Raw genomic sequence first — 21,940 nt, 5'->3', positions numbered from 1 at the left:
GAAGGGAGAGGGACCTCCTGCCTTAGTGCCGGAAGACGCGGACGCCCGTAAACGCCATGGCGATGTTGTTCTCGTCGGCGGCGGCGATGACCTCGGCGTCTCGCATCGAGCCGCCGGGCTGGATCACCGCCGTGGCGCCGGCCGCGATGGCTTCCAGCAGGCCGTCGGCGAAGGGGAAGAAGGCTTCGGACGCGCAGGCGGACCCCTGGGCCAGCGAATGGGCCAGACCCTTGGCCTCGCCCGCTTCCTTGGCGCGGATGGCGGCGATGCGGGCCGAGTCCCGGCGGTTCATCTGGCCGGCGCCGATGCCGGCCGTCTGGCCGTCCTTGGCGTAGACGATGGCGTTGGACTTGACGTGCTTGGCCACGGTGAAGGCGAACAGCATGTCCTGAATCTCGGTCGGCGTCGGCTGGCGGCGCGTGACGATCTTCAGGTCGGACGGCTTGATCAGCGAACGGTCGCGCGACTGCACCAGGAAGCCGCCGGCCACCGAGCGGAACACCTCGCCCGCGCCGTGCGGGTCGGGCAGGCCGTCGGTGATCAGCAGGCGCAGGTTCTTCTTGGCGGCGAAGACGGCCTTGGCCTCTTCATCGGCGCCGGGGGCGATGACGACCTCGGTGAAGATGCCGGTGATGGCGCGGGCGTCCTCGCCGTTCAGCGGGCGGTTGACGGCGATGACGCCCCCAAAAGCGGACACCGCATCGCATTCCAGCGCGCGGGCGTAGGCTTCCGACAGGGTGGCGCCGACGGCCACGCCGCAGGGATTGGCGTGCTTGACGATGACGCAGGCCGGACTTTCGAACTCGGCCACCAGCTCATAGGCGGCGTCGGCGTCGGCGATGTTGTTGTAGCCCAGCTCCTTGCCCTGGACCTGGTCGGCATAGGCGACGCCCGGACGACGTTCGCCAGTGCGGTAGAAGGCGCCGGTCTGGTGCGGGTTCTCGCCATAGCGCAGCGTTTGCGCCAGCGAACCGGCGATCGACTTGCGGGCCGGGGCGGCGTCGTTCAGTTGCCCGGCGAACCAGCCCGAGACGGCGGCGTCATAGGCGGCGGTGCGGGCGAAGGCGCGGGCGGCCAGCTGCTTGCGCAGGCTCAGCGTGGTCGAGCCGTCAGCCTTCAGCGCCTCCACGATCAGGCCGATGCTCTCGCCGTCCACGGCGACGGCGACGTGGCCGTGGTTCTTGGAGCCCGAACGGATCATGGCCGGGCCGCCGATGTCGATGTTCTCGATGGCCGCTTCAAAACCGCCGCCGTCCTCGACCGTCTTTTCGAAGGGGTAGAGGTCGATCCAGACGATATCGATGGCGCCGATGTTGTGGGTGGTCATGGCTTCGGCGTGGGCCGGGGCGTTCCTCACGCCCAGCAGGCCGCCGTGCACGACGGGGTGCAGGGTCTTGACCCGGCCGTCCATCATTTCCGGGAAGCCGGTCAGATCGGCCACATCCTTGACCGGCAGGCCATAGCCCGCGATCGCCGCCTTGGTGCCGCCGGTCGAGACCAGCTCGACGCCCAGCCCGGCCAGGGTGCGCGCGACATTCTCCAGCCCCGCCTTGTCCGACAATGAAATCAGGGCGCGGACAGGTTTGATCGCGTCCGGGGCGGGCGGAAAGTCGGGAGCGGCGGGCATGGGCGGCGTCCGTTAACAGCTGGGGCGGGGAGATGGCGCGGCCTCTAGCATCAACGGGCGTCGGCGTCAGCCCGCTGCGGCCCATTAGGGGCTGTGAGTAATCCTCCCCCATAGCGAAGCGTATGGGGGAGGGGGACCGCCGCAGGCGGTGGAGGGGGCGGAAACGGGCAGGCGTGTTCCATGCTTTGAGCCGCCCAAGAGCGGCGAGGGATGCAGATAAACTCGCCCCCTCCACCCTGCTGCGCAGGGTCCCCCTCCCCCGCTCCGCAGGGGAGGATTTGGTGTCAGTGCGGGTCGCCCGCCGCGCCGGCCGGGCTCAGCTTCCAGCGGATCTTGGTGTCGGCGTCGGTGCGGGCGGAGCCGCGGACGACGATCTGGAGGCTCCGCCGCGTCAGGCCCTCGTCGACGTGGACGGCGGGTTCGATGGCCACGTCGGGGCCGTCGCTGCGGAACCACCAGCCGCGACCCGAATGGCCGCGCAGCAGGATGGAGCGGCGGTCGCGGGCCAGCGAGGCCTGGACGCCGGGCTCCAGTTGGAAGCGCAGGGCGTAGGGGGCGGCGATGGCGCGGGTCACGTCGGGGCGGTTCTCGGGCGGATGCAGGCGTTCCTCGGCGCGCAGTTCGTCGAGCCGCTGATCCAGATAGAGGCGGCGCTGGTGCATCAGGCCGTAGCCGGGCATCCAGCCGTCGTGCTCGACCTCCAGCCAGACGGCGCCGTCGCCTTCGCGGTGGTCGCGGGTGACGTGCAGGGTCGGGCCGATCAGGCGCGGACCCAGAAGCTCGGACTTCCAGCCGGACAGGGGCTCGCCCAGCGGCTGTTCGCCCAGCGTCAGCGTCGAGGCGCCCGGCGTCAGGCGCAGCGCCTGACGATCAAGCGCGCGGGGGGTCCAGCCGGCCGAGGTGAACAGGCGGTCGCGGCCGCAGACGACTTCCAGCGCAGCCGGTTGACCGCAGGCGGCGGCCGACCAGGCGCCGCGCGCGGGCGCCTCGACATCGACCATGACGGTCAGCAGGGGGCTGGAGATGCGGACCAGACCGCCTACGGCGCCGCTGGACGGCGGGGCGGGCGTGTCGTCGTGGGTGCGGGCGGCGGAGACCCTTTCCGGGGTGGAAGGACCGCCGCCCTGGAAGGCGGCGAGGCGGCCGTCGGGCAGGGCCAGGACGCGAAGGCTGGTGGTCAGGCGCGAGATGGCGGCGGCGACCGGCTCGGGCGTCGGCTCGGACAGCTGGGCCAGGGCGTCGTCCAGGGTCAGCAGATCGAGCAGCAGCTCCAGCCCCATTTCCGGGGCGCGGGCGGCGTGATGACCGTCAATGCCGACCGTGATCTCCAGCGCGTGGGGCAGCCGCTTCAGCGCGGTGCGGCGGACGCCCGCCCCGGCCTTGCTCGCCAGGGCGCAGCCGGCGACAGCGGCGGCGGTCAGGCGCTCGGCCCGGCCCATCAGGCCGCCGGGCGGACGCAGCAGTTGGCGGGCTTGCCGCGCCAGGATGTCGGTCAGGCGCAGACGTTCGGCCTCGGTCGCCACCCCGGCCAGGCGCCGTCCGGCGCAGGCCAGATGATAGGTGCGGCGCGCCAGAATGTCGGGGTCCCATGAGAAGGGCGACCAGCGGTTGAAGAGGTCGTCCCAGGCCAGGGTCAGGGCCAGGGCCTCGCGCGCGCCCCGATCGCCGTGGGCCATCATCTCGGGCATCCAGGCGAAGGCGTGCAGCTCGACGGCGAAGGCGCGGCTGGGGGTGGGCCGATTCCACAGGTCGGCGGGTCCCTCGGCGTCCAGGCTGAGCCCGGCCAGGGTGAAACGGCCCGATAGCAGCGGACGCGGGGCCTCTTCGCGCAAGGGACGGAAGTCGCGGGGGCTGACGGCGAACCCGTCGGCCCGGGTGCCCTTGAGGGTCAGGGCGTAGCCGGGCAGACCGTAGAGCTCGATCCACAGCTGGCGCGCGGCCAGTTGTCCGGCGACGGCCGCCCACAGGGCGGGATCGGTCCTGGGGCCGCTGGCGGTGCGGACGGGCGTGCGGACCGGCGCGCCCTTCAGGCCGGGGATGTGGCCCTCGGTCAGGCCGCCTTCCGTTTCGCGCGGGGCGAAGGGGCCGAGGGGGCTCACGCGGCGGCGGCTTTCAGGGCCTGGATATTGGCGGCGTAGGCGTCCGGCCCGCCCTTGAAGACGAAGGAGCCGGCGACCAGGGCGTCGGCTCCGGCGGACAGGCAGGCTCCGGCGTTGGCGGCCACGACGCCGCCGTCGACCTGCAGGTGAGCTCTGGATCCGGCGCGGTCGAGGATGGCGCGCGCGCGCTCGATCTTTTTCAGCGAGGACTCGATGAACTTCTGTCCGCCGAAGCCGGGGTTGACCGACATGATCAGCACCAGATCGACAAGATCGACGGCTTCTTCGAGCACGGATAGCGGCGTGGCGGGATTGAAGACCAGGCCGGCCTTGGCGCCCAGCTGGCGTATCTGGCCGAGCGTCCGGTGAATGTGGGGGCCGCTTTCGGGGTGAACGCTCAGGATGTCGGCGCCGGCCTCGCGGTAGGCCTCCAGCCAGTTGTCGACCGGCGAGACCATCAGGTGGACGTCGAACGGCAGGCGGGTGTGGGGGCGAAGCGCCTTCACCACATCCGGGCCGATGGTCAGGTTGGGCACGAAGTGGCCATCCATGACGTCGACGTGAATCCAGTCAGCGCCGGCGGCCTCCAGCGCGCGGATTTCCTCGCCCAGCTTCGAGAAGTCGCTGGCGAGGATGGAGGGGCAGATCAGCGGGGCGGTCGCGGTCGTCTGGGTCATGGTTCTGCGACTTACGGCCCCTCGGCCCGGGGGGCAAGCCGGGCCGCTGACGCAGGAGCGCGACGTTCGGCGGCGACAGGTGTTCATTGGCGCTTCGTGAACGGTTGGCGGTGGTCGTTGGCGAAGGCGCGGCGGTTGCGGACGCAGGGCCGCTGGCGAGGCCCGGCGGGGCGAGGGAGGAAGGGGTCGACATCCACTCTTCAAGGACGCCCGCCATGATCCGCTCCCTCGCCGTCGCCGCCGCTCTGGCCTTCGCCGCGCCGGCCTTCGCCCAGACAACAGACCACCGCCTGACCCTGACCTTCGAGACGGGCGCCGAAACGGGCGCGGTTCTGGTCGCCCTCTATGACGCCGAGGCCGCCTATGAGGGCGGAGAGCCAGCCCGCGTGGCCCAGGTCGATGTGGCGGCGGGTCAGCGCGAGGCGGTGTTCGACCTGCCCGCCGGCGCCTATGGGATGAAGGCCTTCCACGACGTCAACGGCAACGGAAAGATGGACGTCAATCCGTTCGGGATGCCGACCGAGCCCTTCGCCTTCTCCAATAATGCGGTCGGCAACATGGGGCCGGCCAAGTGGGATCGCGCCCGCTTCGAGGTCTCGGGCGCCACCGCCCAGACCATCCGTATCCGCTGAATCCAGACGCTCGGAGAGATCGCCATGACCCCCAACCGTCGCACCCTGTTCATGGGCGCCGCCGCGCTCGCCGCCGCCCGCGTCCTGACCCCCGACCGGGCCTATGCCGCGCAGGCGATGAGCGCGACCGTCGACTGGTCTTTGGCCACCGCCGATGTCGAGGGCGACGTGACCCCGCGCGCGCTGCGGCTGGTGCAGGGCCGAGCGCCGGCCGGGCTGTCGGGCAGTCTTTATCGGAATGGACCGGCCAGGTTCCGCCGGCCGGGCGGCTCGTCTCAGCACTGGTTCGACGGCGACGGCCTGATCCGCCGCTGGCGTATCGAGGACGGTCAGGCGACCCTGGCCGCCCGCTTCGCCGACACGCCCAAGCGGCGTCAGGAGACCGAGCTCGGGGCCATGCTGATGCCGGGCTTCGGCACGGTGGCGGACCCGCGAGCCAAGATCGGCTCAGCCGACGACGCCAGTCCGGCCAACACCTCGGTGCACAAGATCGGCGGCAAGCTGTGGGCGCTGTGGGAGGCGGGCTCGCCCCTGGCCATGGACCCTGAGACGCTGGAGACCGAGGGGTTTGTCGCCCTGCGCCCCGACCTGAAGAACATGCCCTTCCTGGCCCATCCGCGCATCGAGCCGGATGGCCGTATCTGGAACCTGGGCCTGAACGGCAAGCAGGCCATGGTCTGGCGGCTGGCGGCGAACGGTACGCTGGAGGCGGCGGAGGTCATCGCCCTGCCGCGCGCCAGCTATATCCACGACTTCAGCGCCACAGCCCGGCATCTGGTCATCGTGCTGCAGCCCTGGGTGCACACGCGCAACGTCATGCCGATCTCGGCCGGCTTCGAGTGGACGCCGCAGGCGGGGACCCAGGTGCTGGTGATCGACAAGGCCGACCTGACCCAGCGCCGGATCTATGAGTTGCCGCCCTTCGGCTTCTTCCACGCGGGCGACGCCTGGGAGGAGGCGGACGGCACGATCCGGCTGGATCTGTGCGCCCACAAGGACATGGATTTCGCCGCGCGCGGCGCCCATGAGGTGCTGAACGGCGTGCCATTGGGCGGCGAGCCGGCCGAACTGGCCATGGTGGTGCTGGAGCCGAACGGTCGTGGCCGGCTGGAGCGGACCGGGGTGGTGGGCGAGTTCCCCCGCAGCGACCCGCGTCGCGCCGGTCTGGCCCGGCGCTTCAGCCTGCACACCACGGGCGAGCGCGCCGACCGGCCCCTGGCCTCGGCTGTGGCGGTCACCGACTGGACGTCAGGCCGCACGCGGTCCTTCGACTTCGGCCCCGGCCATGTGACCGACGAGATGGTCTATGTGCCCAAGCTCGGCGGGACGCACGAGGCCGACGCCTGGCTGGTCGGCCCGACCATCAACCTGAAGGCGGGGGTCAGCGAACTGCATGTGCTGGACCTGATGCACGTCGAGGACGGCCCCGTCGCCACCTGGCGCGCCGACGTGGCCCTGCCGGCGGCGTTTCATGGGAACTGGGTGTGACAGGCGCCATGTCCCAATGAGTTGCAGACCTTTGCGCCCTACGGTTGAATGTCATCGCTCCGATTGTTTTGAGAGATGCGATGCCATTAGGCCCGAGATGCCCAAACTGCGCCAAGCGCGTGCCGTTCGGGCGTACGCAATGGAACCTCGGCAAGCCGTTTCAGTGTTTGCGATGCGAAGCGCGCCTCGTCGTGTCGAGTTCTAATGCTGCAGCGTTGGGGATCGGGATGCTCGTGACCTTCTGGCTCTTCCGTGACCGCTTTCCACCTGAATGGGGAGGGCAGTTCGGTCTCTTTGCTTTTATGGTCGTGATCGGCTTGCCGATTACCTGGGCCGCAACGAGAGTTCGTTTAGCGAAGGTTTCCTAGTTAGCGGATCTCGAACAGCAGCGCTCACCACCATCCCGCCTCGCGCAGCGCCCGCGCGTAGCGGCGGCTGACGGGGGCGGTGAGGTTGTCGGTCAGGGTCAGGGCGGCGCGGCCGTCGCCGCGAGCGACGGAGGCGACGGCGCCCTTGGCCACCCACCAGCTGCGGTGGGTCTGGGCGCCTTCCAGGCCTTCCAGTTCGATCAGGGCGTCGGCGAGCCGCATCAGGATCAGGTCGGAGCCCCGGTCGGTGTGCAGGCGCAGGTAGTGGTCCTCGGCCTGGACCGCGAGCAGGCGGGCGCCGCGCAGTTTGGGCGGCAGGCGGTCGAGGAAACGGGCGGGCGCGGCGCCGGGGGCGGCCGCGTGTGTCTCGACCGGGGTCTCTCGACCCAGGAAGACGTTCAGGGCGCTGAGGACGGCGGTGATCAGGGCGACCGGCGCGAAGAAGTGGATCAGGGCGTCGGCGTGGCGCAGTCGTCCCTCGAACAGCAGGCCCGTCAGGGCCCAGACCGCGATGGTCAGGGGGCCGGTAATGATCAGGGTCAGGGCGGCGGTCGCCAGCCAGGGGCGGGCGTCCACGTCGATGAAGCGTCCGATCAGGGCGCCGCAGGCATGCCCCCACAGCCCGCCGACCACCAGCAGGGGAATCCAGTAGGCCAGACGCTGGGCCAAGGGCGCGCCGCTGGAGCCGAAGGCGCCGCTGAAGGCCAGGAAGACGCCGGCGATGGCGGCCACGATCAAGCCGCGCAGAAATTCACGCGCCTTCGACCTCGGCGATAGATCGGGCAGGCGCATCAGACGCTCGACTTCGGCCCGCAGACGGCGCGGAAACCGGCGGCGGCGAAGCGCACCATGTAGTCGCAGGCGCTGTCCAGGTCGCCGGACTTGCACAGGCCCCCCGACAGCCGGTCCAGACGTCCGGTCTCGCCAAGCGTCAGGGTCAGGGCTCCCGACAGGTTGTGCCAGGCCCAGTAGAGATCTTCGTCGCGCGCCTGGGGCAGCAGGCGCTTGACCAGTTCCAGCAGGCGGCGGATGGCCGGGTCGAAATAGCGGGCCATGGTCTCGCCGCCGAAGGCCGGGTTGGCGTTGGTCTGGGCCACCAGGGCGGCGTAGTGTTTCCAGCCCGGTCCGCCCTTCAGCGACCACTGGAAGGGCGGGCGCAGGAAGGCCTCGAACAGCCCCTCCAGCGTCATGGCCTCGCCCGCCGCCTCGGCGTAGCGGTCGACGGCGGCGACGCGTTCGCTGTTCCACACCTCGGCGCGGCGGGTGAAGACGGCGTCGAACAACTCCTTCTTGGCCCCGAAGTAGTAGTGGACCAAAGCCGTATCCACGCCCGCCTCGCGCGCCACCTCGCGGATGGTGACGCCATAGAAGCCGTGCTTGGAGAACAGGTCCTCGGCGGCGTTCAGGATGGCGTCGCGGGTCTCGCCCGCGCCGGTGGTCTTGGTCTTCTTGGGCCGGCCGCGACGGGCCGGGGGGGCGACGACGGGCGGCAGGGTCGGGGCGAGGTCGTCGTCAGGTTTCATGCGCGCAAGCTAGTCGTGGTTCGACCTTCAGTGCAACGGCGCCACAGGCGAGGCGGATTTGCGGCGACGTCAGCGTGGCCGTTTGACAGAGCGGCGAAAGACCGGCACGTTCCGTGAAAATCATTGAACGCTGAATAAAAGCGTCGATTGGGCAGGAAATCAGGAATTGGGATGCCAATGAACAGACTCGTGAAGACCGTCTTGCTGGCCGGCGCCGCATGGGGCGCGCTGTCGGCCACCGCCGTGGCGCAGGAGGTTTCGACCGAAGCCCAGGCGTCCAACGTCGACGACATCATCGTCACCGCGCGCCGTCGTGAGGAAACCCTGAAGGACGTGCCGGTCGCGGTCTCGGTCCTGGGCGCCCAGCGCCTGGACGAAACCGGCGCGACCGACATCACCGTGCTGCAGCAACAGACCCCCAACGCCACGGTTCAGGTGGCGCGCGGTTCGAACTCGACCCTGATCTCCTTCATCCGCGGCATTGGCCAGCAGGATCCGCTGTGGGGCTTTGAGCCGGGCGTAGGACTCTATGTCGACGACGTCTATGTGGCGCGTCCGCAGGGCGCGGTGCTGGACATCTTCGACATCGAGCGCATCGAAGTCTTGCGCGGGCCTCAGGGTTCGCTTTACGGCCGCAACACGGTCGGCGGCGCGATCAAGTACGTCACGTCGCGCCTTGACCCGGATTCGCCGGAACTGACGCTGCGCGGCGCCTATGGCAGCTATAACCAGATCGACCTGCTGGCCCAGGGATCGATGCCCGTCACCGACAAGCTGCGGATCGGCGGTGCGATCGCCAGCTACAACCGCGACGGCTACGGCGAGAACCTGAACACCGGCGCCGACCACTACGACAAGGACGTTCTCGCCGGCCGCGTCAGCGTCGAGTTCCAGCCCTATGACAACGCCTTCTTCCGCCTGGCCTATGACCGGGTCGAGGACCGGTCCAATCCCCGCCATGGTCACCGCGAAGTCGCAGGGGTAGGCCCCGGCGCGGGCGTTCCCGGCAGCGTCTATGACACCTATGCCGGCCTTGGCGACCGCAACAAGGTGACGAACGAAGGCGTCTCGCTCACCGCCCAGGTCGATCTCAATGACGTCTGGTCGTTCAAGTCGATCACCGCCTATCGCACAGGCGACACCGACACCCTGATCGACTTCGACAACACCCCGGCCCCGACGCTGGACGTGCCGGCCATCTATGGCGACCATCAGTTCACCCAGGAATTCCAGGCCCTGTTCAGCGGCGAGCGGATTCAGGGCGTGGCCGGCGTCTTCTATCTGGACGGCACCGCCTCGGGCGCCTTTGACACCATCGCCCAGAACTTCGGCATCGTCATCGGCACCGCCGGCTATGTCGAGACGACCAGCATCGCCCTGTTCACCGACATCAACTTGGACCTGACCGAGCGTCTGCACCTGGGCCTGGGCGCGCGCTACACGATGGACGACAAGACGGGCCACGTCTTCCGCGCCAACTATCTGGGCGCGACCCCCAGCCCCCTGCTGGGCGGCGCGGCTCGCGCGCCGATCCTGCTGCGCACGGATTACACGCGATCCAACACCTTCGACCAGTTCACGCCCAAGGCCTCGTTGTCCTATGACTTCTCGGATCGTCTGACCGGCTACGCCTCCTATTCCAAGGGGTTCAAGTCAGGCGGGTTCGACATGCGCGGCGACGCCATCCTGACCCCGAACACGGTCAACGGCTACCAGCCGGAGATGGTCGATTCCTACGAGATCGGCCTGAAGGGTTCGGCCTTTGATCGCCGTCTCAGCTTCTCGTCGGCCATCTTCTACAACGACTACACGGACCAGCAGGTCACCACCCAGGTTCCCGCCGTGGGCGGTATCGCCAGCTTCGTCGACAACGTCGGATCCTCGAAATTCTTCGGGGCGGAATTCGAAGGGTCGATCATCCTGACCGACAGCCTGACGGCCAATGTCGCCATTGGCTATCTGGACTCCAAGTTCGAGGAGTTCCTGCGCTACAATCTGACCACCCAGCAGTACGAGGACATCTCGAGCCAGGTGGTGCTGCAGAACGCGCCGAAGTGGACGGGCTATCTGGGTCTGACCTGGCGCGGCGACGTGGCGGGCGGTTCGCTGGCGGTGACGCCGTCGGTCAGCTACCGCGACGACTACAGCCAGTTCGAGTTCCCCAACCCGGTGCTGGATCAGGACGCCTACGCTTTGGTCGATCTGTCGGCCGTGTGGACGGACCCGAGCCGGACCTGGACCGTCGGCGTCTACGGCAAGAACCTGACCGACGAGGAATACCGCGTCGGCGGCTACAACTTCGCGGGCGCGTCCTACAACAACTCCCTGATCGGCTACTACGGCCCGCCGCGCACCGTGACAGCGTCGCTGCAGTACAAGTTCTGATCGGAATTTATCTCCTGGACGCCTGATCCTCTGATCGCGGGCGGCGGTTCAGCCCTGAACCGCCGCCCTTTTTCTTTTGGCGCCGCCCGACGACGCCGCTACCGTTGTTCTCAAAGAAGACAAGAACAGAGCCCTAGGGGGGCACGCCATGACCACGTCCGGGGCCGCAGCGCCGCAAGAGGCCGTCGAGAAGGGCGTATCGCCCGGCTACCGCTACTATGTGCTGGCGGTTCTGATCCTCATCTACATGCTCAACTTCCTGGATCGGCAGATCATCGGCATTCTGGCGGCGCCGCTGAAGGAAGAGTTCGGCATGTCGGACAGCCAGTTCGGCCTGCTGGGCGGCATCGCCTTCGCCTCGGTCTATTCGACCCTGGCCATTCCCCTGGCCTGGATGGCGGATCGGGTCAGCCGGGTATGGATCATGACCGGCGCCCTGGCGGTCTGGTCAGGTTTCACCGCCCTGTGCGGCCTGGCGGGCTCCTTCACCCAGTTGTTCCTGTGCCGTATGGGCGTGGGTGTGGGCGAGGCGGGCGGCGTGGCCCCGGCCTACTCGCTGATCGCCGACTACTTCCCGCCGCATCAGCGCGCGCGCGCCATGGCGGCCTTCGCCTTCGGCATTCCGCTGGGCATGGCGGCGGGCACCCTGGTCGGCGGCCTGCTGGCGGCGACCTATGGCTGGCGAACCGCCTTCATCGTGGTCGGTCTGCTGGGCGTGCTGGTCGCGCCCCTGCTGCGGTTGACGGTGCGTGATCCCAAGCGCGGCGGGACGGACGCGGTCAAGACCGCCGCCCAGGTCGCGGCGCTGGAAGCGGCCCCCGTGGGCACGGACCGCCCCGGCAAGCTGGCCGCCCAGATCATGCTGGGCATCGGCGCTGGAGCCCTGCTGCTGGCGGGGCTGATCCAGTTCGCGGGCCTGTCGCTGGGCAACCCGCTGGTCTTCGTTTTCGGCGGCCTGCTGGCCGGGGTGATCGGGATTTCCCTGATGATCGCGCGGCGCACCGCCACCGTGGTCATCAGGAAGCGCAGCTTCTGGCTGCTGGCCCTGGGCGCGGCCTCGTCTTCGGTCTGCGGCTACGGCGTGGCCGGCTGGCTGCCGCTCTTCTTCATGCGCAGCTTTGATCTGACCCTGGCGCAGACCAGCGTCTACTACGCCGGCATCGCCCTGATCGGCGGCATCCTGGGCATCTGGATGGGCGGGATGATCGCCGACAAGCTGTCGAAGAAGGGCAAGGGCGCCTATCCGATGGTGCCGGCCGTGGCCTTCCTGATCTCGGCGCCCTGTTTCATCCTGGCGATGAACTCGCCCTGGCTGATCGGTCTGGTCCTGCCCGGCGGCGGCAGCCACGCCCAGCAACTGGTGCTGGCCTTCCTGATCTTCCTGCTGCCCACGGGGCTGAACCTGGCCTGGCTGGGGCCGATCACCGCGGCGGTGCAGCATCTGGTGCCGGCGGCCATGCGCTCGACCGCCTCGGCCCTGTTCCTGTTGATCAACAACCTGTTGGGGATCGCGGTCGGCTTCTACTACTTCGGCTGGATGAGCGATCTGCTGGCGCCGCGTTTTGGCGAGGAGAGCCTGCGCTGGGCCATCTATACGGGCATGGGCTTCTATGTGCTGGCGGCCATGCTGCTGTTCGGCGCGGCCCGCACCTTGAAGAAGGACTGGGTCGACTGATCCAGCCCCACGCGGCGGATAAATAAAGCCTCTGACAGCCATAAGGAGGGGGGCGGTTGCGCAGGCGAAGGCGCGACGCCTATAAGCGCGACCAAAGTTTCCTCACTCCTCCTCCCAGCGGCGCGGATCAGACATGAACATTCACGAGTATCAGGCCAAGCAGGTTCTCAAGGCCTTTGGCGCACCGGTCGCCGAAGGCGTGGCCATCACCTCGGCCGATCAGGCCGAAGCCGCCGCCAAGCAACTGCCTGGCCCGCTCTATGTCGTGAAGTCGCAGATCCACGCCGGCGGCCGCGGCAAGGGCAAGTTCAAGGAACTGCCGGCTGACGCCAAGGGCGGCGTGCGTCTGGCCTTCTCGATCGAGGACGTGGTCAAGAACGCCAAGGACATGCTGGGCAACACCCTGGTGACGGCTCAGACGACCGACGCCGGCAAGCAGGTCAACCGCCTCTATATCGAAGACGGCGCCGACATCTCGCGCGAGCTCTACCTGTCGATCCTGGTCGACCGCGCCTACGGCCGCATCGCCTTCGTCGTCTCGACCGAAGGCGGCATGGACATCGAAGCCGTCGCCCACGACACCCCGGAAAAGATCATCACCGTCGTCATCGATCCGACGACCGGCGTGACCGAAGCCGACTGCGCTACGCTGTCGGACGCGCTTCTGCTGGAAGGCGAAGCCCGTGAAGACGGCAAGTCGCTGTTCCCGGCCCTGTACAAGGCCTTCGTCGAGAAGGACATGGCCATGCTGGAAGTGAACCCGCTGATCGTCATGGAAAACGGCCGCCTGCGCGTTCTGGACGCCAAGGTGTCGTTCGACGGCAACGCCCTGTTCCGTCACCCCGACATCAAGGAACTGCGCGACGAGACCGAGGAAGACGCCAAGGAAATCGAAGCGTCGGAATGGGACCTGGCCTACGTGGCGCTGGACGGCAACATCGGCTGCATGGTCAACGGCGCCGGTCTGGCCATGGCGACCATGGACATCATCAAGCTGTACGGCAAAGAGCCGGCCAACTTCTGCGACGTCGGCGGCGGCGCCGGCAAGGACAAGGTCGCCGCGGCCTTCAAGATCATCACCGCTGACCCGGCCGTCCAGGGCATCCTGGTCAACATCTTCGGCGGCATCATGAAGTGCGACGTCATCGCCGAAGGCGTGGTCGCAGCCGTCAAGGAAGTGGGCCTGAAGGTGCCGCTGGTCGTGCGTCTGGAAGGCACCAACGCCGAGCTGGGCAAGAAGATCCTGAACGAGAGCGGCCTGGCCATCACGGCTGCGGACGACCTCGACGACGCCGCCCAGAAGATCGTCGCGGCGGTCGGCTAAGGCCTCGGCCTTACTCGCCACCGTCCCGCAGACACACAGATTTCAGAGCACAGACACATGTCCATTCTCGTCGACAAGAACACCAAGATCATCGTGCAAGGCCTGACCGGCAAGACCGGCGGCTTCCACACCGAACAGGCCCTGGCCTATCACGGCACCCAGATGGTCGCCGGCGTGCACCCGACCAAGGGCGGCACCAACTGGACCGGCTCGCACGGCGAAACCCTGCCGATCTACGGCTCGGTCGCCGAAGCCAAGGAGCGCACGGGCGCCGACGCCACGGTCATCTACGTCCCGCCGGCAGGCGCCGCAGACGCCATCATCGAGGCCATCGAGGCCGAGATCCCCTTCATCACCTGCATCACCGAAGGCATCCCGGTGCTGGACATGGTGCGCGTCAAGGCTCGCCTGGACCGCTCCAATTCGCGCCTGCTGGGCCCGAACTGCCCCGGCATCCTGACCCCGGAACAGTGCAAGATCGGCATCATGCCGGGCAACATCTTCTCCAAGGGCTCGGTCGGCGTCGTCTCGCGCTCGGGCACCCTGACCTATGAAGCCGTGTTCCAGACCACCAACGCCGGCCTGGGTCAGACCACGGCTGTCGGCATCGGCGGCGACCCGGTCAAGGGCACCGAGTTCATCGACGTCCTGGAAATGTTCCTGGCCGATCCGGAAACCACCTCGATCATCATGATCGGCGAAATCGGCGGCGGCGCCGAGGAAGACGCCGCCCAGTTCCTGATCGACGAAGCCAAGAAGGGCCGCTCCAAGCCCATGGCCGGCTTCATCGCCGGTCGCACGGCTCCGGCCGGCCGCACCATGGGCCACGCCGGCGCCATTGTTTCGGGCGGCAAGGGCGACGCAGAATCCAAGATCGCTGCGATGGAGGCTGCGGGCATCCGCGTCTCGCCGTCGCCCGCGCGTCTGGGCCACACCCTGCTGGAAGTGCTGAAGGGCTAAAGCTCTTCAGCAAGGTCGCTAATGCTCGCCGCGCGGCGGCTCGCTGCTTGAGCGAGTTTGCTGCGCCTCCCTCAAGGGTGGAAAACGGCGGATGAGCTAAGCGAACCGTGTTCCGGGGCTAATTTTCGCGCCCCGCGACCTTTTGAAACGCCTCCGGAATCGTCCGGAGGCGTTTTTTCTTGCGGATTCGACCAATTTCCACCCGCATCGCCCCGCTTCGGTCATGACCGGTAAGGAAACACGGCCTATATGAGCGGCGCCGCTCACCGCGCAGGCGTGCGCGCGCGGCCGGAACAGGACGACGAGAGAAACATGGCGGACGATGCAGGTCAGCTGAACCAGGTCTTTGCCGAGACCAGCTTCCTCTATGGCGCGAACGCCGCCTTCATTGAGGACCTGCACGAAAAATGGGCTGCGGACCCCGGCTCGGTGTCGGGGGAATGGCGGGCCTTCTTCGACCAGCTGAAGGACAACGCCGACCTTGTGAAGCAGTCGGCCGCCGCCGGCTCCTGGGGCCGTGGGGCCGCCACCGATCCGAGCGAGGACACGGCTGTCTTCGACGGTCGCTGGCCCGCGCCCAAGGTTGATCCCAAGGCTGCCGCCGGCAAGCCCGGCCCGCGTCCGGCGGCTCCGGCGGCTGACGCCTCGGGCGCGCTGACCGCCGCCGACGTGCGCGCCGCCGCCCATGACTCGATCCGCGCCCTGATGCTGATCCGCAGCTACCGCGTGCGCGGTCACCTGCAGGCGACGCTGGACCCTCTGGGCATCGAGCAGCCGATCGACAACCCCGAGCTGACCCCCGAATTCTACGGCTTCACCGCCGCCGACATGGACCGCCCGATCTTCCTCGACGGCGTCCTGGGCCTGCAAACCGGCTCGATCCGTCAGGTGCTGGAGATCGTCAAGCGCACCTACTGCGGCAACATCGGCGTGCAGTACATGCACATCGCCGAGCCGGAGGAGAAGTCCTGGCTGCAGCAGCGCTTTGAAGGCGCCGACAAGTTCGAGCAGAACGCTTTCACCAAGGAAGGCAAGCTGGCCATCCTGAACAAGCTGATCGAGGCCGAGGGCTTCGAACGCTTCCTGCACAAGCGCTTCCCCGGCACCAAGCGCTTCGGCCTGGACGGCGGCGAGGCCATGGTCCCGGCGCTGGAACAGGTGATCAAGCGCGGCGGCTCGCTGGGCGTCGACGAGATCATCTTCGGCATGGCCCACCGCGGCCGCCTGAACACGCTCGCCGCCGTCATGGGCAAGCCCTACAAGGCCATCTTCCACGAGTTCCAGGGCGGTTCGACCGTGCCGTCGGACATCGAGGGGTCGGGCGACGTCAAATACCACATGGGCGCCTCGTCGGACCGCGAGTTCGACGGCAACAAGGTCCACCTGTCGCTGACCGCCAACCCGTCGCACCTGGAGATCGTCAACCCGGTCGTCCTGGGCAAGGCGCGCGCCAAGCAGGCCTTCGACATCCGCGACGCCAACGCCGGCAAGCCCGAGGCCGAATGGGCGCTGGACCGCTCCAAGGTCATGCCCCTGCTGATCCATGGCGACGCCGCCTTCGCCGGGCAAGGCGTGGTGGCCGAGTGCTTCGCCCTGATGGGGCTGAAGGGCTACCGCACCGGCGGCACCCTGCACTTTGTCATCAACAACCAGATCGGCTTCACCACCAGCCCGCGCAACTCGCGCTCGTCGCCCTATCCGTCGGATGTGGCGCTGATGGTCCAGGCCCCGATCTTCCACGTCAACGGCGACGACCCCGAAGCGGTCGTCTTCGCCGCCAAGGTGGCGACGGAATACCGTCAGAAGTTCCACAAGGACGCGGTGGTGGACATGTTCTGCTACCGCCGCTTCGGCCACAACGAAGGCGACGACCCCACCTTCACCCAGCCGCTGATGTATTCGAAGATCCGCGCCCAGCCCTCGACGCGCGAGATCTACTCCCGGCGTCTGGTCGCCGAGGGCGTGGTCACCCAGGCCGAGGTCGATGCTGAGGTCGCCCGCTTCGAGGCCTTCCTCGACGCCGAGTTCGAAGCCGGCAAGGCGTTTGAAGCCAAGAAGGCCGACTGGCTCGACGGCCAGTGGCAAGGTCTGGGCCTGCCCAAGGGCGAAGAACAGCAGCTGCGCGGCCAGACCGCTGTCCCGGCTGAAAAGCTGAAGGACTACGGCCACCGCCTGACGCAGATCCCCAACAGCGTCGATATCCACAAGACGCTGAAGCGCGTCGTCGAGGCCCGCCGCGAGACGGTCACGACCGGCCAGAACATCGACTGGGCCACCGCCGAAAGCCTGGCCTTCGCCTCGCTGCTGGACGAGGGCTACAACGTCCGTCTGTCGGGCCAGGACTCGGTGCGCGGCACCTTCTCGCAGCGTCACTCGGGCATCACCGACCAGACGACGGAACAGCGCTACATCCCGCTGAACCACCTGCGCGACGGTCAGGCCCATTTCGAGGTCATCGACTCGGCCCTGTCGGAAGAGGCGGTGCTGGGCTTCGAGTACGGCTACTCGCTGGCCGACCCCAACACCCTGACCCTGTGGGAGGGCCAGTTCGGCGACTTCGTCAACGGCGCCCAGGTGGTGATCGACCAGTTCATCAGCTCGGGTGAACGCAAGTGGCTGCGCATGAGCGGCCTGACCATGCTGCTGCCGCACGGCTATGAGGGTCAGGGCCCGGAACACTCCTCGGCCCGCCTGGAGCGCTTCCTGCAACAGTGCGCCGAAGACAATATGCAGGTCGCCAACTGCACCACCCCGGCCAACTACTTCCACATCCTGCGCCGCCAGATGCACCGGTCGTTCCGCAAGCCGCTGATCCTGATGACGCCCAAGTCGCTGCTGCGTCACAAGAAGGCCGTCTCGACCATCGCCGACATGGCCGAGGGTTCTTCTTTCCACCGCGTGCTGCGCGACGACGCCCAGCTGCGTCCTGAGGTCGCCGGCATTTCGCTGAAGGCCGACAAGGACATCCGCAAGGTCATCGTCTGCTCGGGCAAGGTCTATTACGACCTGCTGGACGCGCGCGAGAAGGCGGGCGTCAACGACATCTACATCCTGCGTCTGGAACAGTTCTATCCGTGGCCGATCAAGTCGATCTCGACCGAGCTGGCCCGCTTCCCCAACGCCGATCTGGTCTGGTGTCAGGAAGAGCCCAAGAACATGGGCGGCTGGACCTTCGTCGATCCGTGGATCGAACTGACTCTCGAGAAGATGGATATCAAGGCCAAGCGCGCGCGTTACGTCGGGCGTCCGGCCTCCGCCTCCACGGCGGCCGGCCTGATGAGCCGCCACCTGAAGGAACTCGAGACCTTCCTCGCCGAGGCCATGGCCTGACCGGCCCCGCCTGACCTATAGATACGCCAAGACACGAAAAGACACTGGACCGAAACATGGCCGACATCCTGACCCCCGCTCTCGGTGAATCCGTCAGCGAAGCCTCCATCGCCAAGTGGACCAAGAAGGTCGGCGACGCCGTCAAGAAGGACGAAGTCCTGGTCGAACTGGAAACCGACAAGGTTTCGCTGGAAGTCGTGGCCCCGGCCGACGGCGTCCTGGCGGCGATCAACGCCGCTGAAGGCGACACCGTCGTTCCCGGCACGGTCCTGGGTTCGGTGAGCGAAGGCGCTTCGGCTCCGGCCGCTGCCCCCGCTGCTGCCGCCGCCCCGGCTGCTGCTGCTCCGGCCGCCGCTTCGGCTTCGGTCGAGATCGCCGTCCCGACCATGGGCGAGAGCGTCGCCGAGGGTTCGATCGGAACCTGGCTGAAGAAGTCGGGCGACACGGTCGCCAAGGACGAGCTGCTGGTCGAGATCGAGACCGACAAGGTCGCGGTGGAAGTCTCGGCCCCGGCCGCCGGCGTCCTGACCATCATCGCTGACAACGGCGCGACCGTGACGCCCGGTCAGGTCATCGGTTCGGTTTCGGCCTCGGGCGCTGCGGCTGCTCCGGCGGCAGCCGCCCCCGCCGCCGCCCCGGCCAACACCGGCACGGCTCAGGCGCCCGCTTCGGCTCACCTGTCGCCGGCCGTTCAGCGCGTGGTTTCGGAAAACAACCTGAACCCGGCGTCGCTGTCGGCCTCGGGTCCGAAGGGCAACATCACCAAGGCTGACGCCATCGCCGCCATCGGCGCCGCCGCTCCGGCCGCGCCCAAGGCTTCCGCTCCGGTCGCCCCGCGCGCCGACCAGCCGCGCGAGGAGCGGGTGAAGATGACGCGCCTGCGTCAGACCATCGCCCGTCGCCTGAAGGAATCCCAGAACACGGCCGCCCAGCTGACCACCTTCAACGAGGTGGATATGACCAACGTCATGGCCCTGCGCGCGCAATACAAGGAAGTGTTCGAGAAGCGCCACGGCGTGAAGCTGGGCTTCATGTCCTTCTTCACCAAGGCCGTGGTTCAGGCCCTGCACGAACTGCCCGCCGTCAACGCCGAGATCGACGGCACGGACATCATCTACAAGAACCACTACGACATCGGCGTGGCCGTCGGCACCGACAAGGGTCTGGTGGTTCCCGTCCTGCGCGACGCCGACACCCTGTCGCTGGCGGGCATCGAAAAGGGCATCGGCGCCCTGGGCAAGGCCGCCCGTGACGGCGCCCTGACCATGGATCAGATGCAGGGCGGCACCTTCACCATCACCAACGGCGGCACCTATGGCTCGCTGATGTCGACGCCGATCCTGAACGCGCCGCAGTCGGGCATCCTGGGCATGCACAACATCGTCCAGCGCCCGATGGCCATCAACGGCGAGGTCAAGATCCGCCCGATGATGTACCTGGCCCTCAGCTACGATCACCGCATCGTCGACGGCAAGGAAGCCGTGACCTTCCTGGTCCGCATCAAGGAACTGCTGGAAGACCCGGCCCGCGCCCTGCTGGACCTGTAAGGATACAAATTTTTGGGAGCTGCTAAGAAGCGCAAACAGGCGTTCTTCAGAGAACATGCTCGATGTTGCTTCTGTGGTGGCTCCCAAGAGGCCACTACAATTGACCACGTTCCCTTGCGTGCTGCGTTCGCAGGGAACATTGGGCCGGAAGGATTTGAGTTTCCGGCGTGCGCGGCGTGCAATCGGGGTACCTCAGGCAGCGAGCAGGTTTTTGCGCTCTATGTCCGCCTGCTGGACCAGATTGACGAAAATTATGATCAGGCGCTGATCGGGACGCTTATTCGCGGCGTTCGAAATAACTACCCACGTCTTCTGCCTAACCCCAGATTGGGGGCTTCAAGTAAGCGGCGCGCGCTGAGGCACTATGGTTGGGAGTTGGAACGCGGCCAGCTTCTCGATGATGTCAGTCTTGTTGGTGTTCCTGAGCAATTCGATGAACACGCGCGCATGAATGTAACGAAATTGCTCGCTGCATTGTATTACCGACACACCGGAGCAGTTGTGTCAGGTGCTTCCGGCGTGCTGTGGGGGTGGAGCCAGCAAGGCCTTCCGGGGGTCGATGAGGCTCAGGACGTTTTGTTCGACGGTATGCCCGAATTGGTTATCGGGAAACGGACCAATACGAGCATCGGAGATCAGTTCGCCTACCGTTGGGGTGTCAACGCGGAGGAGGGGCTGTTTGGATTTGCAGCGGGATTCGGGGCGGGGTTGTTTGTTTTTGGTGCCTCGGCACCATGGGGAAAGGTCTCGCAGTTGGAAAACTGGGAGCGGTTCGGACCCCCGAGATCACCCCAGCCCTAGCTGCAGCCGCGCTCATTTAGCGTCGCCAGCACGTCATCCGTGTCCTGCCCCAGCTTCGGCGGCGGGGCGTCGTAGCGGACGGGGGTCTTCGACAGGCGGATAGGCGAGGCGACGGTGCGGATCGGCACGGCCAGATCGTCGCGCGACTGTTCGACGGTCAGGCCGCGATGGATCGCCTGGGGTTCTTCGAAGACCTGATCCACGGTGTTGACCGGGCCGCAGGGCACGCCCGCCGCCTCCAGCGCCGCCATCAGCCCCTTCATGGTGAAGCCGGCGGTCAGGGCCGACAGGGTGGGCGACAGCTCGACGCGGTGCTGGACCCGCAGGGCGTTGGTGGCGAAGCGCGGATCGACGCCCATGGGCGCGACGCCCAGCGCCCTGGCCAGGGCGCGGAACTGGCCGTCGTTGCCGACGGCGATCACCACCATGCCGTCGGAACAAGGGAAGGGCTGATAGGGGGCCAGGTTGGGGTGGGCGTTGCCCATCCGCGTCGGAGTGGTTCCCGAGACGAAGTAGTTCGTCGCCTGATTGGCCAGCATGGCCGCCTGGACGTCGAACAGGGCGATGTCGACCTGCTGGCCGTCGCCGGTGGCGCGGGCGTGCATCAGGGCGGCCAGGATGGCGTTGGAGGCGTAGAGGCCGGTGAACAGGTCCACGACCGCCACCCCGACCTTCATCGGTTCGGCGCCCGGTGCGCCGTCCGGCTGACCGGTGATCGACATCAGCCCGCCCATGGCCTGGATCATGTAGTCGTAGCCGGCCCGGTGCGCGTCCGGCCCATCCTGACCGAAGCCGGTGATGGAGCAGTAGACCAGCCTGGGATTGACCGCCGACAGGCTGGCGTAGTCCAGGCCGTACTTCTTCAGTCCGCCGGTCTTGAAGTTTTCGACCACCACGTCGCAGGTCGCGGCCAGGCGGCGTACATTCTCGGCGCCGTCAGGGCTGGCGATGTCCAGTTCGACTGACTTCTTGCCCCGGTTGGCGCACATGAAGTAGGCGGCGTCGCCCCTGGCCCCGTCGGTCGCGGTGGTGAAGGGCGGCCCCCAGTGGCGGGTGTCGTCGCCCGCGCCCGGCCGCTCGATCTTGATCACCTCGGCGCCCAGATCCGCGAGCGTCTGCGTCGCCCAGGGGCCGGCCAGAACGCGGCTGAGGTCGAGGACGCGAATGCCGGAGAGGGGGCCTTGGGGCTGGATCATGCCTTCTGACTAGCCCGCACCGGGCGCGTCGAGAAGGCCTAGAGACCCACGTCCCAAACGCCGGCGTTCTTCATGCGGCATTCGCGGGCCTCTTCGGCGCGGCCGCCCATGTCGCGGGCCATGCCGCGAATGGCGTCCGACACCGTGCTCTTGTGCACGCCGGGCACCACCGCGTGCGCGAAGGCGCAGCCGGCCAGACGCATCAGCTTGAAGCCAAACCGCGACGACGCGGCCATATGCTCGAGATAGGTCTCGCTGACCTCTTGCGGGTGATCGCGGAACAGGCGTGAAAAGGTGTTCGACATGGT

The 21,940-nt window shown here is 67.6% G+C and carries 16 protein-coding genes; 9 read left to right on the top strand and 7 right to left on the bottom strand.

Features of this window, described 5'->3' with window-relative positions:
* Positions 1-22 precede the first annotated feature (22 nt).
* The 3 genes from purH to rpe form a co-directional block, all read right to left on the bottom strand.
* Entirely contained in the window at positions 23-1,627 is a 1,605-nt protein-coding gene (gene purH / locus ACOZBP_RS06355; RefSeq protein WP_422675568.1) for a bifunctional phosphoribosylaminoimidazolecarboxamide formyltransferase/IMP cyclohydrolase, read from the bottom strand.
* Positions 1,628-1,911: 284 nt separating this feature from the next.
* On the bottom strand, positions 1,912-3,726 hold the full coding sequence (locus tag ACOZBP_RS06350) for a heparinase II/III family protein (RefSeq protein WP_422675567.1): 1,815 nt from the start codon (positions 3,724-3,726) through the stop codon (positions 1,912-1,914).
* A complete protein-coding gene (rpe, locus tag ACOZBP_RS06345; RefSeq protein ID WP_422675566.1) occupies positions 3,723-4,403 on the bottom strand; it encodes a ribulose-phosphate 3-epimerase in 681 nt (226 codons plus the stop codon). Before rpe ends, ACOZBP_RS06350 begins: the two co-directional genes overlap by 4 nt.
* 215 nt (positions 4,404-4,618) lie before the next feature.
* Between rpe and ACOZBP_RS06340 the strand changes: the two genes are divergently transcribed.
* On the top strand, positions 4,619-5,035 hold the full coding sequence (locus tag ACOZBP_RS06340; protein WP_422675565.1) for a DUF2141 domain-containing protein: 417 nt from the start codon (positions 4,619-4,621) through the stop codon (positions 5,033-5,035).
* A 24-nt stretch (positions 5,036-5,059) separates the two neighbouring features.
* Positions 5,060-6,523 (top strand): carotenoid oxygenase family protein, encoded by a 1,464-nt coding sequence (locus ACOZBP_RS06335; protein ID WP_422675564.1) that lies wholly within the window; start codon positions 5,060-5,062, stop codon positions 6,521-6,523.
* A gap of 392 nt (positions 6,524-6,915) precedes the next feature.
* Here the strand turns inward: ACOZBP_RS06335 and ACOZBP_RS06330 are convergent, their stop codons facing one another.
* Both ACOZBP_RS06330 and ACOZBP_RS06325 read right to left on the bottom strand, forming a co-directional pair.
* Positions 6,916-7,683: a LytTR family DNA-binding domain-containing protein gene (locus tag ACOZBP_RS06330; RefSeq protein WP_422675563.1), complete on the bottom strand. Its 768-nt coding sequence runs from the start codon at positions 7,681-7,683 to the stop codon at positions 6,916-6,918.
* Entirely contained in the window at positions 7,683-8,414 is a 732-nt protein-coding gene (locus tag ACOZBP_RS06325; RefSeq protein WP_422675562.1) for a TetR/AcrR family transcriptional regulator, read from the bottom strand. Before ACOZBP_RS06325 ends, ACOZBP_RS06330 begins: the two co-directional genes overlap by 1 nt.
* A gap of 177 nt (positions 8,415-8,591) precedes the next feature.
* Between ACOZBP_RS06325 and ACOZBP_RS06320 the strand changes: the two genes are divergently transcribed.
* From ACOZBP_RS06320 to ACOZBP_RS06290, 7 genes are all read left to right on the top strand, one after another.
* On the top strand, positions 8,592-10,799 hold the full coding sequence (locus tag ACOZBP_RS06320) for a TonB-dependent receptor (RefSeq protein ID WP_422675561.1): 2,208 nt from the start codon (positions 8,592-8,594) through the stop codon (positions 10,797-10,799).
* 148 nt (positions 10,800-10,947) lie between these two features.
* Entirely contained in the window at positions 10,948-12,474 is a 1,527-nt protein-coding gene (locus ACOZBP_RS06315; RefSeq protein ID WP_422675560.1) for a spinster family MFS transporter, read from the top strand.
* Positions 12,475-12,607: 133 nt separating this feature from the next.
* Complete coding sequence (gene sucC / locus ACOZBP_RS06310; protein ID WP_422675559.1) at positions 12,608-13,798, top strand: ADP-forming succinate--CoA ligase subunit beta; 1,191 nt, start codon at positions 12,608-12,610, stop codon at positions 13,796-13,798.
* A gap of 57 nt (positions 13,799-13,855) precedes the next feature.
* The gene (gene sucD, locus ACOZBP_RS06305) at positions 13,856-14,758 is read left to right on the top strand and encodes a succinate--CoA ligase subunit alpha (protein ID WP_422675558.1); all 903 of its coding nucleotides are present in this window, start codon (positions 13,856-13,858) and stop codon (positions 14,756-14,758) included.
* Positions 14,759-15,070: 312 nt separating this feature from the next.
* Positions 15,071-18,088: a 2-oxoglutarate dehydrogenase E1 component gene (locus tag ACOZBP_RS06300; RefSeq protein ID WP_422675902.1), complete on the top strand. Its 3,018-nt coding sequence runs from the start codon at positions 15,071-15,073 to the stop codon at positions 18,086-18,088.
* Positions 18,089-18,144: 56 nt separating this feature from the next.
* Positions 18,145-19,635 (top strand): 2-oxoglutarate dehydrogenase complex dihydrolipoyllysine-residue succinyltransferase, encoded by a 1,491-nt coding sequence (gene odhB, locus ACOZBP_RS06295; protein ID WP_422675557.1) that lies wholly within the window; start codon positions 18,145-18,147, stop codon positions 19,633-19,635.
* A 114-nt stretch (positions 19,636-19,749) separates the two neighbouring features.
* Entirely contained in the window at positions 19,750-20,436 is a 687-nt protein-coding gene (locus ACOZBP_RS06290; protein ID WP_422675556.1) for a hypothetical protein, read from the top strand.
* Here ACOZBP_RS06290 and ACOZBP_RS06285 read toward each other — a convergent pair.
* Both ACOZBP_RS06285 and ACOZBP_RS06280 read right to left on the bottom strand, forming a co-directional pair.
* On the bottom strand, positions 20,433-21,632 hold the full coding sequence (locus tag ACOZBP_RS06285; protein WP_422675555.1) for a CaiB/BaiF CoA transferase family protein: 1,200 nt from the start codon (positions 21,630-21,632) through the stop codon (positions 20,433-20,435). The two genes, ACOZBP_RS06290 and ACOZBP_RS06285, sit on opposite strands and share 4 nt — an antisense overlap.
* Positions 21,633-21,670: 38 nt before the next feature.
* Positions 21,671-21,937, bottom strand: a complete 267-nt coding sequence (locus tag ACOZBP_RS06280) for a DUF6356 family protein (RefSeq protein ID WP_422675554.1) — start codon at positions 21,935-21,937, stop codon at positions 21,671-21,673.
* Between the last annotated feature and the right edge of the window lie 3 nt (positions 21,938-21,940).

This window comes from Brevundimonas sp. NPDC058933, from assembly GCF_049315965.1.
GTDB lineage: Bacteria > Pseudomonadota > Alphaproteobacteria > Caulobacterales > Caulobacteraceae > Brevundimonas.
This window is presented reverse-complemented; position numbering and strand designations above follow the sequence as displayed.

Excerpts from the sequence above, each read along its gene's own strand:
- purH (WP_422675568.1), bottom strand. The coding sequence starts at position 1,627 with ATGCCCGCCGCTCCCGACTTTCCGCCCGCCCCGGACGCGATCAAACCT.
- rpe (WP_422675566.1), bottom strand. The coding sequence starts at position 4,403 with ATGACCCAGACGACCGCGACCGCCCCGCTGATCTGCCCCTCCATCCTC.
- ACOZBP_RS06340 (WP_422675565.1), top strand. The coding sequence starts at position 4,619 with ATGATCCGCTCCCTCGCCGTCGCCGCCGCTCTGGCCTTCGCCGCGCCG.
- ACOZBP_RS06335 (WP_422675564.1), top strand. The coding sequence starts at position 5,060 with ATGACCCCCAACCGTCGCACCCTGTTCATGGGCGCCGCCGCGCTCGCC.
- ACOZBP_RS06330 (WP_422675563.1), bottom strand. The coding sequence starts at position 7,683 with ATGCGCCTGCCCGATCTATCGCCGAGGTCGAAGGCGCGTGAATTTCTG.
- ACOZBP_RS06325 (WP_422675562.1), bottom strand. The coding sequence starts at position 8,414 with ATGAAACCTGACGACGACCTCGCCCCGACCCTGCCGCCCGTCGTCGCC.
- ACOZBP_RS06320 (WP_422675561.1), top strand. The coding sequence starts at position 8,592 with ATGAACAGACTCGTGAAGACCGTCTTGCTGGCCGGCGCCGCATGGGGC.
- ACOZBP_RS06315 (WP_422675560.1), top strand. The coding sequence starts at position 10,948 with ATGACCACGTCCGGGGCCGCAGCGCCGCAAGAGGCCGTCGAGAAGGGC.
- sucC (WP_422675559.1), top strand. The coding sequence starts at position 12,608 with ATGAACATTCACGAGTATCAGGCCAAGCAGGTTCTCAAGGCCTTTGGC.
- sucD (WP_422675558.1), top strand. The coding sequence starts at position 13,856 with ATGTCCATTCTCGTCGACAAGAACACCAAGATCATCGTGCAAGGCCTG.
- ACOZBP_RS06300 (WP_422675902.1), top strand. The coding sequence starts at position 15,071 with ATGGCGGACGATGCAGGTCAGCTGAACCAGGTCTTTGCCGAGACCAGC.
- odhB (WP_422675557.1), top strand. The coding sequence starts at position 18,145 with ATGGCCGACATCCTGACCCCCGCTCTCGGTGAATCCGTCAGCGAAGCC.
- ACOZBP_RS06285 (WP_422675555.1), bottom strand. The coding sequence starts at position 21,632 with ATGATCCAGCCCCAAGGCCCCCTCTCCGGCATTCGCGTCCTCGACCTC.
- ACOZBP_RS06280 (WP_422675554.1), bottom strand. The coding sequence starts at position 21,937 with ATGTCGAACACCTTTTCACGCCTGTTCCGCGATCACCCGCAAGAGGTC.